Genomic DNA, 15137 nt, shown 5'->3' with positions numbered 1-15137 from the left:
ACGAAGCCATGAGCACGATGGCCATCGGCGGCCCCAAGGCGGCCGCGAAGACCGTCCGCGACTCCATCAGGTTCCACCTGATGCTCGGCCTCGCCATCGTGGTGGTCCTGGTCGTCGGCCTCGGTGGCTGGGCCTCGACCGTCCTGATCTCGGGCGCGCTGATTGCGCCGGGCCAGATCGTGGTCGAATCCAACGTCAAGAAGGTGCAGCATCCGACCGGCGGCGTGGTCGGCGAGGTGCGCGCCCGCGACGGCGACCTGGTCAAGTCCGGCGACATCGTGGTGCGACTCGACGACACCGTCACCAAGGCCAATCTTGCCATCGTCACCAAGAACCTCGATGCGGCGCAGGTGCGTGCGGCGCGATTGCAGGCCGAGCAGCGTGGCCTCGACCGAATCGAGTTCCCGCAAGGCCTCATCGAGCGGGCGGGCGATCCCGACGTCAAGGCGCTGCTTGCGGCCGAGACCAAGCTGTTCGAGGTCCGCGTCAATGGCCGCACCGGGCAGAAGGCGCAGCTCCGCGAACGCATCACGCAGCTCAACGAGGAGATCGCCGGTCTCAGCGCCCAGGAAAAAGCCAAGGACCAGGAGATCGCGCTGGTGCTGAACGAGCTCACCGGCGTGCGTGAGCTCTACGAGAAGCGTCTTGTGCAGATCTCGCGCCTGACCCAGCTCGAGCGCGACTCGGCCCGCCTCAACGGCGAGCGCGCGCAGTACATCGCCGCGCGCGCCCAGGCCAAGGGCAAGATCACCGAGACCGAGCTCCAGATCATCCAGATCGACAAGGACGTGGTCAGCGAGGTCTCCAAGGACCTGCGCGAAACCAACGACAAGATCGGCGAGCTGATCGAGCGCAAGGTCGCGGCCGAAGACCAGCTCCGCCGCGTCGACATCCGCGCGCCGCAGGATGGCATGGTGCTGCAATCGACGGTGCACACGATCGGCGGCGTCGTCACCGCCGGCGATACCTTGATGCTGATCGTGCCGCAGACCGACGATCTCCAGGTCGAGGCCAAGGTCAATCCGGTCGACATCGACAAGCTCCAGATCGGCCAGAAGACGCTGCTGCGCCTGTCCGCGTTCAACCAGCGCACCACGCCCGAGCTCAACGGCGTCGTCAGCCGCGTCTCGCCCGACGTCACCACCGACCAGCGCACCGGCCAAGGCTACTACACCATCCGCGTCTCGATGCCGCCGGAAGAGATCGCCAGGCTCGGCGACGTCAAGATGATCCCCGGCATGCCGGTGGAAGCCTTCGTCCAGACCGGCGACCGCACCATGCTGTCCTATCTGATGAAGCCGCTTCACGACCAGCTGATGCGCGCGTTCCGCGAGAAGTGATGCGCGACAGCGCGTCGTGGTCTCGTAGGGTGGGTTAGGCGAAGCCGTAACCCACCGCTTCTCTAACCGAGGATGCGGAAGTGGTGGGTTACGCTGCGCTAACCCACCCTACAACACCGCCTTCTTTGCTATAGTTCGACTCAGGCCCAATCACCCGGCAGTCGAACCATGCAATCTCCTCCCCTCATCCCCACCGCATCCTTCTCCGATGCGTCCGCGGCCGTTGCCCGCCTCGAGGAAATCTACGAGCGCAACACGAAATTCCTGCGCGACCGGTTCGAAGCCTATGTCGGCGGCGAGGCAATCACGACGCGGGTTCGCGCCTACTATCCCTTCGTCCGTCTCACCACCGCGACGCATGCGCGGCTGGATTCGCGCCTTGCTTACGGCTTCGTCGCCGGACCCGGCGTGCATGAAACCAGCGTGACGCGGCCGGATCTGTTCCGCAGCTATTTCACCGAGCAGATCGGCCTCTTGATCCAGAACCACGGCGTGCCCGTCGAGATCGGCGAGTCCGCCGAGCCGATCCCGATCCACTTCGCCTATCGGCGCGACATCAATATCGAAGCCGCGATCACCACCAGCGAGAACTCGCCCGTGACACGCTCGCTGCGCGATGCGTTCGACGTGCCCGTTCTCGCGACCATGGACGATTCGATCGCCGACGGCACTTTCGAGCTCCAGCCTGATACGCCGGAGCCGCTGTCCCTGTTCCGCGCCGCCCGCGTCGATTACTCGTTGCGCCGGCTTTATCACTACACCGGCACCGATCCCGAATATTTCCAGAACTTCGTGATCTTCACCAACTACCAGTTCTATGTCGATGCCTTCGCGCAAGCGTGCCAGCAGCGGCTGCAGTCCGGCGAAGCCGGGCTCGAAGCTTTCGTCGCGCCCGGCAACGTGATCACGAACAGCGGCGGCGCGATCAGCGGCACCGCGCCGGCTCGCGCACCGCAGATGCCGGCCTTCCATCTGGTCGCACCTGGCTATCGCGGCATCACGTTGATCAACATCGGCACCGGTCCGTCCAATGCACGCAACGTCACCGACCACGTCGCGGTGCTGCGGCCGCATGCCTGGCTGATGCTCGGCCATTGCGCCGGCCTGCGCAACACGCAGCGGCTCGGCGATTACGTGCTCGCGCACGGCTATGTGCGCGAGGATCACGTGCTCGATCGCGAGCTGCCGCTGTGGGTGCCGATCCCGGCGCTGGCCGAGATGCAGGTCGCGCTCGAGGAGGCGGTCGAGGACGTCACCGGGCTTGAAGGCTTCGAGCTCAAGCGCCTGATGCGCACCGGCACGGTCGCGAGCGTCGACAACCGCAATTGGGAAATTTCCGGGCCTGAGGTGATCCGCCGGCTGTCGCAATCGCGCGCGGTCGCGCTCGACATGGAATCGGCCGCCATCGCCGCCAACGGCTACCGCTTCCGCGTTCCCTACGGCACGCTGCTGTGCGTCTCCGACAAGCCGCTGCATGGCGAGATCAAGCTCGCGGGCATGGCCAGCGAATTCTACCGCCGCCGCGTCGGCCAGCATCTCGAGATCGGCCTGAAGGCGCTGGAGCGGCTCAAGCAGCAGGAATCGGAACGGCTGCATTCGCGCAAGCTCCGCAGCTTTGCCGAAGTGGCGTTCCAGTAGGGCCGAAGCCGCACTTTGCTGCTGACAAGCGCAGCGATTTTCAGCATTGTCCGACGCGGGGCTCGACCGGGACGACTTGATGCCGCTCATGCGCCACAAGATCATTGGCCATGATCTGGAACGGCTGGCCTTTCGCTTCACCATGTTGAACGACGGCGAGGTCGTGCAGTGCCAGATCAGCGACGCCGCGATGGACGAGCTCGCGGGCATGCAGGGCACCGAAAGCAGCGCACGTCAGGCGCAGTTCCTGTCGCTGCGCGAGACCATCGAGCGGATCGCGTCGGATCTCTACGACGAGGCACCGCGGTTTCAGGGCTATGTGGTGCGGATTTTCATGCGGCATTTAGGACGGTAGCTGTCGCTCCTCTTTCTCACCCCTCCAGCTTCCTCAGCAGCAACCGCAGCGCCGCCGCTGCGAACATCTGCATGTTGCCGAACCGGTCATTGCTCCCCGTCTCCAGCGTCATCACCTCTGACGCGGGCCCTGCAACCGCCATGCAGCTATGGCCCGCCGAATCGCCGTAGCGGTTGCCGGTGGGGCCGGCGGCGCCGGTCTCGGACAGGCCCCAGTCGCTGTCGAAGCGTGTTCGCATCTGCTCGGCCAGCAATTGCGCGTAGGGCTCCGACGACGACCGAAAGCCCTTCATTCCTTCGTCCGAAATATCCATCAGCACGCGCCTGGCATCGCGCGTATAGACCACCGCGCCGCCGAGGAAATAGGCGGATGCGCCGGGCACCGCGAGCAGGCTGGCCGCGATCAGGCCGCCGGCGGAGGATTCGGCAACCGCAATGGTCTGTTTGCGCGCGATCAGTTTGGCGGCGACCTGTTCCGCAATGCCGACGAGCTCTTTCATGTCGTAACCCCTCATTCCTTCGCAACCGAGCTCAGCCTTCCTAGCATATGACAGGACGCTTGGCCGAGTTGCGGGCGGCGGGCAGGCCTGCTTGAATGGCGGGGACAAGAAGAGACATGCGAGGAAACGTGAGAAGGAAGCGTGATGGCGTCCCTGATCGCCGGCGGCATCGACTGCGACGTGCATCCGGCCGTGCCGCATCTGACCAGCCTGCTGCCGTACCTGAACGATTATTGGCGCGATCAGGTCACGACGCGCGGCATGGTCGACCTTATCTCGCAATCCTATCCGCAGAACTCGCCGATTACCGCGCGGCCGGACTGGCGCCCCGAGACCGGCAAGCCCGGTGAGAGTCTGGCGGACATGCAGCGTCACGTGCTCGATGCTTTCAAGCTCGAATACGCCATCTGCAATCCGCTCTACGGCGTGCAGATGGTGTTTTCGGAAGACATGCAGGCCGCCTTCTGCCGCGCGCTGAATGATTGGCTGGCGAAGGAATGGCTCGATCGCGACTCGCGGCTGCGCGGCTCGATCGTGATCCCCACGCAAAGCGTCGAGAAAGCCGTTGCCGAGATCGAGCGCTGTGCACCGGACGAGCGCTTCGTGCAGGTGCTGATGCTTGTCATGGGCGATACGCCGCTCGGCAAGCGCGCGCTGTGGCCGATCTACGAGGCCGCGGAACGTCTGGAACTCCCGGTAGGCATCCACGCCGGTTCCGCCTATCACAATCCGCCGACCGCCGTGGGTTGGGGGTCCTATCACATCGAGGATTATGTTGGGCAGGCCCAGGCGTTCCAGACCCAGCTCACCAGCCTGATCGTCGAGGGCGTGTTCGCCAAATATCCGCGGCTGAAAATGGTGATGCTGGAGTCCGGCGTGTCCTGGATCGCGCCCTATCTGTGGCGCCTGCACAAGTTCTGGCGCGGGGTACGGATGGAGACGCCGTGGGTCGATCGCGCGCCGCTGGAGATTGTGCGCAGCAACATCCGTTTCTCGTTACAGCCATTTGATGCGCCGCCGGAACCTCAGACATTAATTCGCCTGTTTGATCATATGCAGTCCGACGAATTGGTCCTATTCTCCACGGACTATCCGCACTGGCAGTTCGACGGCCAGGACGCGCTGCCCGAAGGTCTGTCCCCCGATCTCGTGCGCAAGATCATGATCGACAATCCGCATGCAACCTATCCCCGCCTGAAATGAGCCCGCTGCCAAAGGAGGCAAGGCGATGAATATCCAGTTCCGCGAGAACCAAGAAGCCGCTTCCCCACTGAACGTCAAAACCGCAATCGCGGACTGCGACATCCATCCGGCGCGTACGACCCACACCGAGCTCTACCCCTACCTCGCCAAACGCTGGCAGCACCATCTCGAGGTTTACGGCGTCCATGCCTATCAGGGCATGATGGAAGGCCCGCCCTATCCGAAGGCCCAGCCCAACGCCTCGCGCCGCGATGCCTATCCGCCGGAAGGCGGCCCGCAGGGCTCCTCGCTCGCCTTCATGCAGAAGCAATTGCTCGATCCCAACAACGTGCAGCTGGGCGTGCTCAATCCACTCAACACCGGGCAGGGCATCCGCAATCACGAGCTCTCGGCCGCTCTGTGCTCGGCGATCAACGATTGGCAGATCGACAAATGGACCAGCAAGGACAAGCGGCTGAAGGCCTCCATCGTCGTGGGCAATGAGGATGGGCTGTCGGCTGCGGCCGAGATCCGCGAGCGCGCCGGGGACAAGAATTTCGTGCAGGTGCTGCTGCTCAGCCGCAATGTCGAGCCGCTCGGCCAGCGTCGCTATTGGCCGATCTATCAGGCCGCGGAAGAAGCCGGCCTTCCCGTCGGCGTGCACGCCTTCGGCTTCGGCGGCAATCCGATCACACCCTCAGGCTGGCCATCCTATTACATCGAGGAGATGGTAGGGCATTCGCAGTGCCAGCAATCGACGCTTGCGAGCCTGGTTTTGGAGGGCGTGTTCGAGCGCTTCCCGAAATTGAAGATGGTGATGATCGAGGCCGGCTTCGGCTGGGCGCCGTCACTGGCGTGGCGGCTGGACAAGGCCTGGCAGCGGCTCAGGAGCGAGGTGCCGCATGTAAAACGGCCGCCGTCGGAATATATCCGCGAGCAGGTGTGGTGGACGACGCAGCCGATGGAAGATCCTGAAAGGCGCGAGGATCTGTTCGATGTCATCAAATGGATCGGCTGGGATCGTCTCTTGTTCGCCACCGATTATCCGCATTGGGACTATGACGAGCCGTCGCGCGTGCTGCCGGCGGGAGTCAGCGAGGACAATCGCGAGGCGTTCTATCTCGGCAACGCAAAGAAGCTGTACGGGATAACCGCATGATCCGAAAAAGTGTGAAGCGGTTTTTCGGTCAGATCATGTGGAAAACATAGCATGGCGCGGCATGTGATTGCCGCGGTCGACGAGCTTCCGCCCGGCACGCGAAAATTCCTGGAGATCGACGGGCGGCCGATCGCAGTCTTCAACATCAAGGGCGAATATTTCGGCCTGATGAACCGCTGCCCGCATCAGGGCGCGGCGCTGTGTGAGGGCCCGCTGATCGGTCTCGCACAGTCGAGCAACCCCGGCGAGATCGAATACACCAAGTTAGGTGAGATCATCCGCTGCCCCTGGCACGGCTGGGAGTTCGACATCCGCACCGGCCAATCCTATTGCGACCCCCGCCGTTTCCGCGTGAAGGCCTATCCCGCCCATGTCGAGCCGGGCGCGAGCGTGGTGAAGGGACCGTATGTCGCCGAGACGATTCCGGTCAGGATCGAGAGCGATTACGTGGTGGTGGAGCTGTAGGCGGCACGGGCAGTACGCCCCTCGCCCCGTTCTTACGGGGAGAGGTGAAGAGAGTGCGCGTCCCGAAATGACACCGTCTAGCGGCCCGCCACCGGCTCCGGCACCGCATCATAGGCCGGCACTGTGCCGCCGCCGCGATACACCGTCGAGGCCGCGATGATGCCGAGCAGGGCGGCGAACATCAGCCAGAAGCCGGGCGCGGCCTTGTCGCCGGTGCGCTCGATCAGCCAGGTCGAGGCGAACGGCGTGAAGGTGCCGAACAGGGCGGCGGCGAGCGCGAAGGCGAGCGAGAAGCAGGTGGTGCGCACATGCGCCGGCACGATCTCGACGAGTGCGCCGAGCATGGTGCCGCTGTAGACGCCGAAATAGAACGAGAACATCATCTCGACCGCGAGCAACTTGCCGAACGTCGGCGCGGCCACCAGCCAGTGCAGCGCCGGATAGGCGGTGATGAGCGAAAGGCCCGCGATGGCGAGCAGTACCGGCTTGCGGCCGATGCGATCGGACAGCGCGCCGCCGACCGGATTCCAGACGAAGTTGCTCACCGCCACCAGCAGCGTGACCAGCAGAGCATCCTGGGTCGACAGCTTCAGCACGGTCTTGCCGAAGGTCGGCGTGTACACCGTGACGAAGTAGAACGTCGTCGTGGTCAGGATCGCGATCATCATGCCGAGCACCACGATGCGCCAGTTGGCGAGGGCGGAGGCGAGCACCTCGCGCGTCGTCGGATGCTTTCTCATCGCGAGGAAGGCTGGTGTCTCCTCCAGCGTCCGCCGCAGGACGAAGATCAGCGGAATAATCAGGCAACCGACGAAGAAGGGAATGCGCCAGCCCCAGGCGGCCACCGTGTCGGCCGGCATCACCTCGGAAAGAATGAAGCCGAGGATCGAGGCCACGAAGATCGCGACCTGCTGGCTCGCGGATTGGAACGAGGTGTAGAAGCCGCGATTGCCGGGCGTTGCAATTTCGGCGAGGTACACCGACACGCCCCCGAGCTCGACGCCTGCCGAGAAGCCCTGCAGCAACCGGCCGATCAGCACGATGACCGGCGCGGCGATGCCGATGGTCGCGTAGCTCGGGCAGAACGCGATGACGACGGTGCCGAAGGCCATGATGCCGAGCGTGACGATCAGGCCTTGGCGGCGGCCGATGCGGTCGATATAGGCGCCGAGCACGATCGCGCCGACGGGACGCATGAGAGCGCCGAGCCAGAACACGCCGAACGTGTTGAGTAGCGAGGCCGTCTCGTTGGTGGAGGGGAAGAACGCCTTGCCGATCGCGGCGGCATAGAAGCCGAACAGGAAGAAGTCGAACTGCTCGAGGAAATTGCCCGAGGTCGCGCGCAGGATGGCGCCGATGCGCGATTTGATTGCGGGTGGATTGGTCGATGCGGCTGATCCAGCCATGGCGTTCTCCCCTTGGAAAGGCGTGGCCGGCCGAGAATCGTTCTCTCGGCAAGGCGACAGATTGATGCTGCGACAATCTGCCATACCCCTTCCCGCGCGGGGCGAGGCGAGTCAACCGATTTCGCCGGGGAAGCTGATGAATTTTCAGGCTTTATTTTGCGCTGCAGCGATCATCCAGTCGCGAAAAGCGATGAGCTTTGGCGCCTCACGACGGCCCTCGGGCGAGACCAGGTAAAAGCCGGCGTCCGCCGGCAGCGCGATCTTGAAGGGGACCACGAGCCGGCCCTTGGCGATGTCGTCCTGCACATAGGAGGTCCGTCCCATCGCGACGCCGATGCCGTCGATGGCGGCCTGGATGGTCATGAAGATCATGTCGAAGGTGATGCCGGGGTGCCTTGCGATATCGGCCGGCAGGCCCGCCGCGGTCAGCCACAGCCGCCAGTCGTCGCTGTTGGTGCTCGACGTGTGCAGCAGCGGATGGTTGCGCAGATCCTCGGGGCGGCGCAGCGGCTTGTCGCCGCGCAGCAGCGACGGGCTGCACACCGGAAACAGCTCGTCCGCCATCAGCCAGTCGGCGCGCAGGCCGGGCCATTGGCCGCGACCATAGCGGATCGCGGCATCGACATTGTCGCGCTGGAAGTCGACGAGGCTGGTCGAGGTGGTGATGCGCACATCGATGCCGGGGTGCTGCTCCTGGAAATCGGTCAGCCGCGGCAGCAGCCATTTGGCGGCGAGCGAGGCCAGCGTCGACACTGTCAGCACCTTGTCGTCGTCCTTGCGCAGGAGACGGTCCGTGGCGAGGCGCAAATCATTGAAGGCGGCGCGGACGCCCGGCAAATAGTCGCGCGCCTCCGGCGTCAGCGCCAGCGCGCGGTTCTGCCGGATGAACAGGCGGATGCCGAGCTCCTCCTCCAGCCTGCGGATCTGATGGCTGATCGCGGTCTGGGTCACGTTCAGCTCGCTGGCTGCGAGCGTGAAGCTGAGATGGCGCGCGGCGGCCTCGAACGCCCGCAATCCGTTCAGGGAGGGCAATCTGGCAGTCATTTGGCAGCAGGATGCATGACGTTATTTCATGCGAAAAGGTACGAATTGTCGTTTGTCGCGGCGCAGCAGAAGGCAGATATTAGCGGTCAACTTAGCTCCAGGAGCTGAAAATGTCTACATTGACCGACAATTCGATGACAAATCATCATGCACAGGGCGTCCTCTACCAGATCGGCGAGGTCCTCCACGTCTGGCACGAGCGCTACCGGACCCGGCGCGAGCTGACCCACTGGACCGCCCGCGATCTCCAGGACGTCGGGCTGTCCTGGTCCGACATTGCCTACGAGGCCGACAAACCCTTCTGGCGGGCCTGACAGGCCGCCAGGCCGGCGCCGCCTGAGCACAGGGGCGCCGGCGGTCCCCTTTTCCGCTGGGCATGTGTCATGAGCTCGCTTCGCCTCGAAGACCTCAAGCAATATTCGGACGTGCTGCGCACAAGGCACGGTGAGCGGCTCAATGTCCGCTTCGTCGAGCCGCGCGACACCGATGAGCTGCAGCACTATTTCCGCTCGCTCTCGACCCGCTCCCGCTACAACCGCTTCTTCGGTGCGATCAGCGAATTGCCGAAGGGCCTGCTGCACGATTTCCTCGAGGTCGGCGAGCGCGATCGCTTCACCATCGTGGCGACCATGATGGTCGACGGCTTCGAGACCATCGTCGCCGAAGCGCGCTATGCCTTCCATGCCGAGACCGCGACCCTCGAGTTCGGCCTCTCGGTCGATGACCGCTGGCAGGGCCACGGCATCGCCACCGCGCTGATGAAGAATCTCGAATGCCGCGCCGCCGCGCTCGGCGCCGAGCACATCTACGGCGACACGCTGCGCGCCAACGAGACCATGGTCTCGCTCGCGCGCAAAGCCGGCTTCACGTTCGTCAACCATCCGGACGATTGGAAGCTGGTGCGCTTCGACAAGGAGATCAGCGTCGAACCGAAAGACATTCCCTGCGCGAGCTGGCGCCTCGCCGCCCTTTGCCGTCAGGCCGACAGCCCCTCAGCCTCGGCCTGACATGACTGCAGCCCGGCCTGGCCAAGCCAGAGCCGGGCTTTTTTTGCGCTCTATCTCCCCTCGTCATTCCGGGGCGCGCGTAGTGCGAACCCGGAATCCATTTCACCGCGCGTTTTGCGGCCCAATGGATTCCGGGTTCGATGCTGCGCATCGCCCCGGAATGACGGCGCTTGTGTCGGAGCTACTTCCCCGTGAACACCGCCTTGCGCTTGTCGATGAAGGCCTGCACGGCCTCCTTGTGGTCGGCGGTCGTGGTAAGGCGGACCAGCCTTTCGGCCTCGTGGTCGCGCGCGGTTTCGAAGTCGAACAGCAGGGCCTCGTCGAGATTGTCCTTCATGTAGCGCAGCGCGAGGCGCGGGCCTTCGGCGAGCGATTTGGCCAGTGCGAAGGCCTCGGTCTGCAGTTTGTCGTCGGGCACGACGCGGTTGACGAGGCCGATCGCCTCGGCGCGCGCGGCATCGACGCGGTCGCCGGTGAACATCAATTCGCGCGCCCGCGCGGTGCCGACGAGGCGGGTGAGCAGCCAGGCAATGCCGTAGTCGCCGGACAGCGCGATGCGGGCATAGCCGGTGGCGACGAAGGCGGATTGCGCGGCGATGCGGATGTCGCAGGCCATGGCGATGGCGAGCCCGGCGCCGACTGCGGGGCCGGGCAGCGCAGCGATCGTCGGCTTGCGCACAGACACCAGCGCGCCGGTGAGCAGCCGCTGCCGCTCCTGCAGGTCGGCGACCTTGTCGTCAAAGGACATGTCGAGCTTCGCCTTGTCGCGATGCGCACCCATGCCCTTGACGTTGCCGCCGGCGCAGAAGGCTTCGCCCGCGCCGGTCAGCAGCAGCGCGCCGACATCGGGATTCTCGCCGCAGCTCCGGATCATCGTGCGCAGCGCCGGCGTCAGCGCGTCCGACAGCGAATTGCGCGCCTCCGGCCGGTTGAGTGTGATCACAGCGACGCGGTCGCGGATCGTGCAGAGGAGCTCATTAGTGCCGGTATCGATGGTGGTTTCCGTGGTCATGGTTTCTCCCTTCCTTCGTCATTGCGAGCGAAGCGAAGCAATCCAGAAATCTTTCGGCGGAGACAGTCTGGATTGCTTCGTCGCTTCGCTCTTCGCAATGACGGGTATTGTTGTTAGCTTGCCCTCAAAACCTCTCCACCCAGGGCCGCAGCTCCAGCTCCCAGCTCCAGGCGCTGCGCGGCTGCTGCAGCACGTTCCAATAGCTCTGTGCGATTGCGTCGGGATCGAGCATCGAGTCCGGCTTGTCCGCCGGATCCGTCCGCGCGGCGCTCCTGATGCCGCCGTCGATGACGAAATGCGCGACATGGATGCCCTGCGGCGAGAGTTCGCGCGCCATGCTCTGGGCAAGGCCCCGCAGCGCGAACTTGCCCATCGCGAAGGGAGCGGACTGCGCATAGCCCTTGACGCTGGCGGAGGCGCCGGTGAACAGGATTGCGCCGTGCTGGTTCGGCAGCATGCGCTTGGCGGCCTGCTGCGCCACCAGGAAGCCGCCATAGGCGCTGACCGCAATCGCCTGCGCGACGTCGGCCGGCACGAGATCGACGAACGGCCCGCGCGTGCGGCCGGAGGCGTTGTAGACGACGAGGTCGGGCGTGCCGATCTCGCGCTCGACCAGACCGAACAGCCGCTCCACCTCGTCGGGCTCGGTGGCGTTGCAGGCATAGGCCTTGGCCCCGGTCTCGGTGCAGAGCGCGCCAAGCTTCTCGATCTTGCGTGCGGCGAGCGCGATGCGGATGCCCTGCGCCGCTAGCAGGCGCGCCAGCGATGCGCTGAGGCCTTCGCCGGCACCGACGATGAGGGCGATCTTGTACTTCGGGTGTTCCATGGCGTGATCTCTCGGAGGTAGGAGCCGCTGATCTATGCATGGTCCGCGCAGACAACCAGCCGGCGCGATCACAATTCCGCAGGGCGAGTTGCTCCCTCGCGGCGATCATGCCGCCCTGACATTTTGCGGCTTTATCGCTGTCCGCGACTGGAGCATGATCGACATCATCCAAAGCGGCAAGCGCAAAGAATTGCCGTCGGACGGAAACGAAGAGGACGATCATGCCCGGACCGGTTAAAGCGCAGCCAAAAGATATCGCGGCCGCACCCTCCGGCCTGCTGGCGCCCGATACGTCGGGCATGAATTTCTACCGCGCCGATCCCGCGCTCACGGACCTGCTCCGCATCCATCTGCCGGAGAATCTGTTCCGACACATCGAGCCGCATCTCGACCGGCTCGGTGAGCTCGCCGGCGGCCATCTCGACGAATGCGCGCGGCTCGCCGACCGGCACACGCCCATCCTGCACCAGCGCGACAAGTTCGGCCGCGACGTGCAATGGATCGAATATCATCCGGCCTATCGCGAGCTGGAGAACGCCGCGTTCGGCGAGTTCGGCATCCACGCGCTTTCAATCCGCAAAGGCATCATGGGCTGGTCGGACAAATACCCTGTTGTGGCCAAGCACGCCTTCACCTTCCTGTTCAACCAGACCGAATTCGGCATGGGCTGCCCGATCAACGTCACCGATGGCTGCGCCAAGCTCTTGGCGAATTTCGGCAGCGAGGCGCTCAAGGCGAAATATCTGGATGGCCTGACCTCGACCGACATGAGCAAGCTGACCCAGGGCGGCCAGTTCATGACCGAGAAGGAAGGCGGCTCCGATGTCGGCACGCTGACCACGCGAGCCGTGCAGGAAGGCGACCATTGGCGCCTCTATGGCGAGAAATGGTTCTGCTCGAATGCCGACGCCAAGGTCGTGATGCTGTTGGCGCGCCCTGAAGGCGCCGGCCCCGGTACGCGCGGCGTCGGCCTGTTTTTGATGCCGCGCTTCCTCGACGACGGTTCGCAGAACCACTACCGGATCGTGCGCCTCAAGGACAAGCTCGGCACCCGCTCGATGGCCTCTGGCGAGATCAAGCTTGAAGGCGCGATCGCCTACGCTGTCGGCAAGCTCGACCGCGGTTTCGTGCAGATGGCCGAGATGGTGAACTCCTCGCGGCTCTCCAACGGCGTCAAGTCCACCGCGCTGATGCGCCGCGCTTATCATGACGCGATGACGGTGGCGACCAACCGCGTGGTGTTCGGCCAGCGCATTATCGATCTGCCGCTGGGGCGGCGACAAATGCTGAAGATCATGCTGCCGGTGGAGCAGGGCCTGTCGATGAGCTTCCTCACTGCTGATGCCCTCGACCGTGCCGAGGCCGGCAGCCAGGATGCCGCGGCGCTGCTGCGCATTCTCACGCCGACGCTGAAGTTCCGCGCCACGCGCGATGCGCGCAAGGTTTGCGGCGATGCGCTCGAGATGCGCGGCGGCATCGGCTATATCGAGGAGTTCGCCACCGCCCGCCTGCTGCGCGATGCGCATCTCGGCTCGGTCTGGGAAGGCACCGGTAACATCGTCGCGATCGATGCGCTGCGGCGGGCAGTCGGCCGCCACGGCGCGGAATCCGCGCTCGCAGCCGATCTGCACGCCCGGCTCGGCGACAGTGGCTCGGTACCGCAGGCCTGGCGCGATCATCTGCGTGGCCTCACCGACCGCGCCGTCGGCTTCGCACGGGAAGTCGCGGCCAAGTCCGAGAACGAAGCCGATGCACGCCGCGCCACCAGCGCGCTCTATCACGTCGCCAGCGCGGTGGCGCTCGCCTGGGAAGCACACCGCATTCACGAGATGCGTGGCGATGCACGCCGGCTGCTGCTCTCGCGTCTCGTGATCGACCACCGCGTGACGCCGAGCGATCCGTTCCGGCTGACGGAAAATGCCGCGCAGGCGAAGATGGCCGAACTGCTGCTCGGCGATCGCGCAGCCGGCATGAGCGAGGTTGGCGAACTGGTTCTGGCAGCGTAGGCTGCGCGCTGCGATCAAACAAAAAGCGCGATAGGGAGTGTTCGATGAAGGCCGCCGTCCTCTATGAAGTCAACCAGCCGCTCGTCATCGAGGACATCAGCCTGCCGAAGCCGGGACCGCGCGAGGTGCTGATCCGGACCGCCGTCGCCGGCCTCTGCCACTCCGACCTGCATTTCATGGAAGGGCTCTATCCGCATCCGCTGCCGGCGGTGCTCGGGCACGAATCCGCCGGCGTGGTCGAGCAGGTCGGCTCCGATGTCACCTATGTGAAGCCGGGCGACCATGTCGTCACATGTCTCTCCGTCTTCTGCGGCACCTGCGACAATTGCACGACCGGCCGCACTGTGCTCTGCACCGACGCGACGGTGAAGATGCTGCCGGGCGTCTCGAACCGGATGCAGTGGTCGAAGCCGGAGAAGCTGCACCAATTCCTCAATCTCTCCTCCTTCGCCGAGCAGATGCTGGTGCACGAGAATGCCATTGTGAAGATCCGCAAGGACATGCCGCTCGATCTCGCCGCGCTGATCGGCTGCGGCGTCATCACCGGCTATGGCGCGGTGGTGAACACGGCGAAGGTGACGGCCGGCGAGACCGTGGCGGTGATCGGCTGCGGCGGCGTCGGCATGGCCGCGATCAACGGCGCGCAGATCGCCGGCGCCGGCCGCATCATCGCCATCGACACCAATCCCGCAAAGCTCCAGCTCGCGACCAAGCTGGGCGCGACCGACATCATCAACCCGGCCGACGGCGATGTCGTGAAGCAGGTCCGCGACCTCACCAATGGCGGCGTGCACCATTCCTTCGAGGTGCTCGGCCGCAAGGAGACGGCCGAGCAGGCCTTCGCCATGCTCGCCTCCGGCGGCACCGCCACCATTGTCGGCATGATCCCGTTCGGGCAGAAGATCGAGCTGCACGGCTTCGACTTCCTGCGCGAGCGCAAGATCCAGGGCTCCTCGATGGGCTCGAACCACTTTCGGGTCGACATGCCGCGCCTGGTCGACTTCTATTTGCGCGGCCGGCTGCATCTGGAAGACTGGATCTCGGCCAAGCTGAAGCTGTCCGAGATCAACGAGGGCTTTGCCAACATGAAAGCGGGCAAGACGCTACGCAGCGTGATCGTGTTCGATAGCTAGCGGCCGTTACGGTGTCATCGCCCGGTCAAGCCGGGCATGACAGTTCGTAGCCCGGACGGAGCGAA

At 64.8% G+C, this 15137-nt stretch carries 16 protein-coding genes; 11 read left to right on the top strand and 5 right to left on the bottom strand.

Translation table 11 applies throughout. The annotated features are described in order from the left end of the window. Nucleotides 1-8: 8 nt before the first annotated feature. The 3 genes from I6F24_RS14690 to I6F24_RS14680 all read left to right on the top strand — a co-directional run bounded on the left by I6F24_RS14690 (nucleotide 9) and on the right by I6F24_RS14680 (nucleotide 3333). Nucleotides 9-1340, top strand: coding sequence for an HlyD family type I secretion periplasmic adaptor subunit (locus I6F24_RS14690; protein WP_225149373.1), 1332 nt, complete (start codon nucleotides 9-11; stop codon nucleotides 1338-1340). 168 nt (nucleotides 1341-1508) lie between these two features. Then, on the top strand, nucleotides 1509-2978 hold the full coding sequence (locus I6F24_RS14685) for an AMP nucleosidase (protein WP_225149372.1): 1470 nt from the start codon (nucleotides 1509-1511) through the stop codon (nucleotides 2976-2978). Between the two features lie 46 nt (nucleotides 2979-3024). After that, the gene (locus I6F24_RS14680) at nucleotides 3025-3333 is read left to right on the top strand and encodes a DUF1488 family protein (RefSeq protein WP_225149371.1); all 309 of its coding nucleotides are present in this window, start codon (nucleotides 3025-3027) and stop codon (nucleotides 3331-3333) included. A 16-nt stretch (nucleotides 3334-3349) separates the two neighbouring features. Here the strand turns inward: I6F24_RS14680 and I6F24_RS14675 are convergent, their stop codons facing one another. Then, nucleotides 3350-3832, bottom strand: coding sequence for a CinA family protein (locus I6F24_RS14675; protein WP_225149370.1), 483 nt, complete (start codon nucleotides 3830-3832; stop codon nucleotides 3350-3352). Nucleotides 3833-3976: 144 nt separating this feature from the next. Between I6F24_RS14675 and I6F24_RS14670 the strand changes: the two genes are divergently transcribed. From I6F24_RS14670 to I6F24_RS14660, 3 genes are read left to right on the top strand one after another with little or no spacing between them, the layout of a single operon-like run. After that, nucleotides 3977-5035: an amidohydrolase family protein gene (locus I6F24_RS14670; protein ID WP_036020930.1), complete on the top strand. Its 1059-nt coding sequence runs from the start codon at nucleotides 3977-3979 to the stop codon at nucleotides 5033-5035. Between the two features lie 25 nt (nucleotides 5036-5060). After that, entirely contained in the window at nucleotides 5061-6173 is a 1113-nt protein-coding gene (locus tag I6F24_RS14665; RefSeq protein ID WP_225149369.1) for an amidohydrolase family protein, read from the top strand. Nucleotides 6174-6224: 51 nt separating this feature from the next. Then, on the top strand, nucleotides 6225-6638 hold the full coding sequence (locus I6F24_RS14660; protein ID WP_109142280.1) for a Rieske (2Fe-2S) protein: 414 nt from the start codon (nucleotides 6225-6227) through the stop codon (nucleotides 6636-6638). 77 nt (nucleotides 6639-6715) lie between these two features. Here the strand turns inward: I6F24_RS14660 and I6F24_RS14655 are convergent, their stop codons facing one another. Together I6F24_RS14655 and I6F24_RS14650 are read right to left on the bottom strand one after the other, a co-directional pair. Continuing rightward, nucleotides 6716-8044: an MFS transporter gene (locus I6F24_RS14655; protein WP_109142281.1), complete on the bottom strand. Its 1329-nt coding sequence runs from the start codon at nucleotides 8042-8044 to the stop codon at nucleotides 6716-6718. A gap of 144 nt (nucleotides 8045-8188) precedes the next feature. Beyond that, the gene (locus tag I6F24_RS14650) at nucleotides 8189-9088 is read right to left on the bottom strand and encodes a transcriptional regulator GcvA (protein ID WP_225149368.1); all 900 of its coding nucleotides are present in this window, start codon (nucleotides 9086-9088) and stop codon (nucleotides 8189-8191) included. Nucleotides 9089-9198: 110 nt separating this feature from the next. Here I6F24_RS14650 and I6F24_RS14645 point away from each other — a divergent pair, with 110 nt between their 5' ends. Then, nucleotides 9199-9402, top strand: coding sequence for a DUF1127 domain-containing protein (locus I6F24_RS14645; protein ID WP_035997119.1), 204 nt, complete (start codon nucleotides 9199-9201; stop codon nucleotides 9400-9402). Between the two features lie 69 nt (nucleotides 9403-9471). Beyond that, nucleotides 9472-10095 carry a GNAT family N-acetyltransferase gene (locus tag I6F24_RS14640; protein ID WP_225149367.1) on the top strand — a complete coding sequence of 208 codons (624 nt, stop codon included), beginning with the start codon at nucleotides 9472-9474 and terminating at the stop codon, nucleotides 10093-10095. A 181-nt stretch (nucleotides 10096-10276) separates the two neighbouring features. Here the strand turns inward: I6F24_RS14640 and I6F24_RS14635 are convergent, their stop codons facing one another. Together I6F24_RS14635 and I6F24_RS14630 are read right to left on the bottom strand one after the other, a co-directional pair. Beyond that, entirely contained in the window at nucleotides 10277-11107 is an 831-nt protein-coding gene (locus tag I6F24_RS14635) for an enoyl-CoA hydratase (RefSeq protein ID WP_036040518.1), read from the bottom strand. 124 nt (nucleotides 11108-11231) lie between these two features. Then, the gene (locus tag I6F24_RS14630) at nucleotides 11232-11933 is read right to left on the bottom strand and encodes an SDR family oxidoreductase (RefSeq protein WP_225140827.1); all 702 of its coding nucleotides are present in this window, start codon (nucleotides 11931-11933) and stop codon (nucleotides 11232-11234) included. Between the two features lie 34 nt (nucleotides 11934-11967). Here I6F24_RS14630 and I6F24_RS14625 point away from each other — a divergent pair, with 34 nt between their 5' ends. The 3 genes from I6F24_RS14625 to I6F24_RS14615 are packed head-to-tail and all read left to right on the top strand — an operon-like array spanning nucleotide 11968 to nucleotide 15072. Beyond that, complete coding sequence (locus I6F24_RS14625; protein ID WP_035997131.1) at nucleotides 11968-12171, top strand: hypothetical protein; 204 nt, start codon at nucleotides 11968-11970, stop codon at nucleotides 12169-12171. After that, entirely contained in the window at nucleotides 12155-13939 is a 1785-nt protein-coding gene (locus I6F24_RS14620; protein WP_225149366.1) for an acyl-CoA dehydrogenase family protein, read from the top strand. The genes I6F24_RS14625 and I6F24_RS14620 overlap by 17 nt, the downstream gene beginning before the upstream one ends. Before the next feature lie 44 nt (nucleotides 13940-13983). Next, on the top strand, nucleotides 13984-15072 hold the full coding sequence (locus I6F24_RS14615) for a Zn-dependent alcohol dehydrogenase (RefSeq protein WP_035997137.1): 1089 nt from the start codon (nucleotides 13984-13986) through the stop codon (nucleotides 15070-15072). Nucleotides 15073-15137 lie beyond the last annotated feature (65 nt).

Origin of the sequence: Bradyrhizobium sp. BRP23, from assembly GCF_020194135.1 — a bacterium.
Lineage (GTDB): Bacteria > Pseudomonadota > Alphaproteobacteria > Rhizobiales > Xanthobacteraceae > Bradyrhizobium > Bradyrhizobium yuanmingense.
Note: the sequence above shows the minus strand (reverse complement) of the source record. Positions and strands in the feature narration are given on the sequence as shown.